This window comes from Prevotella sp. AM23-5 (genome assembly GCF_003473645.1).
Taxonomy (GTDB): domain Bacteria; phylum Bacteroidota; class Bacteroidia; order Bacteroidales; family Bacteroidaceae; genus Prevotella; species Prevotella copri_A.
Window position 1 is genome coordinate 1 of the sequence record NZ_QUCG01000127.1, and the last position, 4,166, is coordinate 4,166.

The window sequence follows — 4,166 nt, forward strand, 5'->3', positions numbered from 1 at the left end:
TGCGCAACAAAGACCATCACAACAAGCGGTACGTTTGCTATCAGCTTTGCCTCTGGTTACTCCATTCCTACTACTGCAAAGCAGACAGCATGGGATGGTGCGGTATCGGCAAAGCATACTCATAGCAATAAGTCTGTATTGGACGGTATCTCATCGACAAAAGTAAGTCATTGGGATAGCGCTTATGGTTGGTATGCACTTATGACTACTGACGAGGAGACTGCGGACGGCATTATCAATAAGTGGAACGAGGTGGTTAGCTTCCTCGCAAATATTGCACAGACTGACACTTTGAGCGGTATTGTTGACGGAATCAACAAGTCTATATCTGACGAGGGAGCAAGAGCGAAAAAGGCAGAAGGGGTAAATGCTTCGGGCATATCCGCCAATAAGACGAGTATCACCACCTTGCAGGGCTACTTTACAAGCGGTTCAGCGAAAAAGGCTCTCCAGCTCACGAATGCTCGCAAGCTTTGGGGTAACTCGTTTAACGGTACTGCCGATATTAACGGAAGTATCATCGTGCCTGACGGAAAGTATATCTCCATCGGCAACATAAAGATGGAGTATGATGCAACCAATAAGGCGTTGAAGATTACAAACACTACGACTAACGAGGTGGCAAACCTCTATACTAGTGGTGGTGTTTCTGCCTATGGTGTGGGAACATCATCATCAAGTGGCGGTGGTCTCAACGGCTCTGTAAAGGCTTATGCTGATGCTATCAGGCTTACTACGGAAAACCTTTCAGAGATTGCTTCTGCATACTCAGTAGCAAAGCTCTATTCGGAGATTCAGAATGTGGCAAGTGCTGTTCCTAGTATCAGCGTGTCTGTGCCAACTGGCGGAAATGCCCTCACTGGTGCAACTTATGATGCAAGTACTGGTGTAATTACTTTCGCGAAGGGTACGTTCCTCACCAGCCACCAAAGTCTTGATGGTTATGTAAATAATATTACCACAAGTGGCACTGGTAATGCTATTACAAGTGTTACAAAGAGCGGTAAAACTGTTACATTTACTAAAGGTGCAACGTTCCTGACTAGTCATCAAAGTCTTAGTGCTTATTTGAAGTCTGCGGATGCAGCTAATACTTACCTTAAACTTAGCGGTGGTGCTATGACTGGTAATATTAGCTATAAAGGGTCTAAGAATACCTATGACATGATAAGGTTTGTGGACAACAATGTCGATATTTATGGCAATGGTATATGTATCGGTGGTGGCGGACTTACTATTATTGGTGGAGGAGAATCAGCAAGTGAGGTGCTAAAACAACACACAAATGGTGGAGATGAAAATATGATTGTAGCTAATGATGCTGCAATAGACTTCTTCTCTAATATGAATAGTGGATGGGATTCACGCAAAGCTGGTTCTTTTGATACATCTGGATATTGGAACGGAGTTGGATTTAAGAAGAATAATTCTAATGATAATTATGTTCTTACTGGAGGTGGTGGTCATAAAGCAATATCTACTCTATCTGTTAGTTATGCAAGTAGTGCTGGAAGTGCTAATTCTGTTGCTTGGAGCAATGTGAGCGGAAGACCTACGAAAGTAAGTCAGTTTACAAATGATAGTAATTATGCTACTCAATCTTGGGTTACTGGAAAAGGATATTTAACTTCTCATCAAGATATTAGTGGAAAAGTAAATAGAACTGGTGATTATCTAGATACTGATAGTGATAGATGGTGGATTTCAAACTCTGAGTTTGGCATAAATTTACATAATTCTGATATTGTTGGTGTAAATAGTATATATATTTCTGATGTTTCAAATGGACCAGAAGAAAGTATATCCTTTAAGAGAAGTAATGGTAATTATGATACTCTAAGAATGGCTGATGGAGTAATATGGTTTGGTACTGATTATGCACTCAATAAGACAATTAATGAATATCAAATATTACATACTAATAATATAAGGATAACTGGAAAGAGTAACGGTTTTATTGATATGTCAGCAGGTGGTGTTATAAAACAAGCATATATTTATGCTATAGGTAGCATAGATGGATATGAGAGTTATCCTGATGGTAGAACTACATCTATTAATGATTATGATAAAGGTTTAAATAGATTATTCTTAACTCATTCTACAAGCTCTCTTCCTGCGTCACAACGTCCATTAGGAAAAGATGGTCACATTTTACACTTTGGCTGGGATAATTCTTCTGGTTGGGATGCTCAATTAGCCATATCAGCTAATGGTGATAACCCTTATATCGCAATTCGAGCACAATATAGTGGAACTTGGAGAAATTGGTATGGTGCTGCGTTACTTAAATGTACTAATTATATTAGTGGTAATGGTGGATTAATTGTAGAACGAACTGATAAAAATTTAGATACTTATATAGGAGTTAGTAATGGAACTTATGATATAAGATTAATGATTGGTTCTGGAAATGTAAATAGAGGTATTTATGATGTTGTACGTGATAATTGGATGCTATATCGTGATAGCTCTACGAACATATATATGAATGGAAGCGTTCTAGCTACTGGTGGTATCACCGCCTACTCATCCTCAGACATCCGCTTGAAGCAGGATTTGCGGAAGCTGGACTACTTTGGCATCATCAAGGCAATGGGTGGCACGTTCGGCTTTGCTTGGAAGAAGGACAACACAAGGTCTATCGGTTGGATTGCACAACACGTCTTGTGCAACCCTCACTTAAAGGACATCGTTGAGACAGACGAGAATGGCTACTACAAAATCAACTATTGGTCTCCGAAGCTGATTGCAACGGCATTCGGTGCTATCGAGCAGGTGGGCGATGAGATCAGCAGGTTGAAGGCTCGAGTGGTCTTCCTCGAATCCGAGGTTCAGCGATTGAGCGGAAAGCAGGACGGCAATAACAAGAAGAGATTAGATAACAAGAATATTAATTTATTAAATTAGTTAAGAAAATGGAGAATTTAAAAATTACCAAGAAGAGTGAACAGACAACCGCCACTTACACTAAGGGCGGCTATCGAGTAGAAATTACCTACAATGTTGACAAGACGGGTGGCAACATCGACAGCATCAACATGAGTATCTACGCAGATACCAATGGTAACTATCTCGGCAATGCCAATGCCAGCTCAAACGGCAGCGAGCTGACCTACAACATCAGTGGCATCCCTCAGAGCAAGCTCAGTGAGGTGTCAGCAATGATAGCGGAGGTTGATTCCGCTATCGCCTCTAATATGGCTAGCGAGGCAGCAGAGTAAGTATTAACGCAGGGTGGCTCTTATAGAGCTGCCTTGCCTAGTTTTTTAAGTTTTAAAGATTAAGCGTATGGCATTAGCAAACGGAAAAATAACAGCTCCAGTCAGCGTTGACGACCTGAAATCTCTGTTCGGAGAGGGCAGCGGCGACCTTGCTACTCTTTGTACGTCACCGAAGATAAATGTCTGGGCTAAGTACAAGCCAACCGTATTTCCATCCCCTTTTCCCGATGACTGGTATAAGGCGAAGGATGGCAACTACGGCATCTACATTACGGTAGAAAACGGCAAGAACAACTGGAAAGACCTCGTGGCGGAATATTCAAAGGCTAATAATGGATATGGCACTTTATACAACAAGCCAACGGGCGGTGCATCTTCGCCATTCCGCCTTGGAGATTTCAGAGGCTACTTCCATAATGCCAATCCCGAGGTGAAGGACTATCTATCCACCAACGTGTTCATCCGTGAGAGTGATACCAATCAGATACTCACGGAACACAATATCGTATCGGCAGATGGCTTACAGATAAGCTATTTCGATTTCGCCGCATTCAAGGATAAGTACTTCGGCTACATCATCACCGATAAGAGCAAGTCCACCCTTATGTACATCACCACGGCATCCAGCGTGGGAACATTCGTTGTGCCGCTGCCCAAGAACGCCCTTCAGGTAGGCGATTACCTTGCCTTTCCGATGTTCTGCTCATTCAACTACTCCAGTGACCACACCCTTCATCAGATGACTTGTTACGCCATCCCAAATCTGGCAGGAGGCAAGCAGCTCTCCATCATCAGTCAGTCACAAGCTGTTGCAAGCAACTTCGCACAGATTACGGCAGAGCAGAAGCTTGGTAGAATCATCGTAACGCTGAAGATGAAGGATAACGCCACTACAGTAAAAAATGTTGCTGTATATTGCGTATATCAGACCGACCCGTCTAA

The 4,166-nt window shown here is 42.2% G+C and carries 3 protein-coding genes; all 3 read left to right on the forward strand.

Translation table 11 applies throughout. The features are described from left to right. Positions 1-201: 201 nt before the first annotated feature. On the forward strand, positions 202-2,910 hold the full coding sequence (locus tag DW657_RS18025; RefSeq protein ID WP_233547202.1) for a tail fiber domain-containing protein: 2,709 nt from the start codon (positions 202-204) through the stop codon (positions 2,908-2,910). 8 nt (positions 2,911-2,918) lie between these two features. After that, positions 2,919-3,224: a hypothetical protein gene (locus DW657_RS16715; protein ID WP_118313491.1), complete on the forward strand. Its 306-nt coding sequence runs from the start codon at positions 2,919-2,921 to the stop codon at positions 3,222-3,224. Positions 3,225-3,291: 67 nt separating this feature from the next. After that, a partial coding sequence (locus DW657_RS16720; RefSeq protein ID WP_147381990.1) for a hypothetical protein occupies positions 3,292-4,166 on the forward strand: 875 nt, incomplete at its 3' end.

Bases quoted from the DNA above. Each gene is read 5' to 3' on its own strand.
- DW657_RS18025 (WP_233547202.1), top strand. From the start codon at position 202: ATGACTACTGACGAGGAGACTGCGGACGGCATTATCAATAAGTGGAAC.
- DW657_RS16715 (WP_118313491.1), top strand. From the start codon at position 2,919: ATGGAGAATTTAAAAATTACCAAGAAGAGTGAACAGACAACCGCCACT.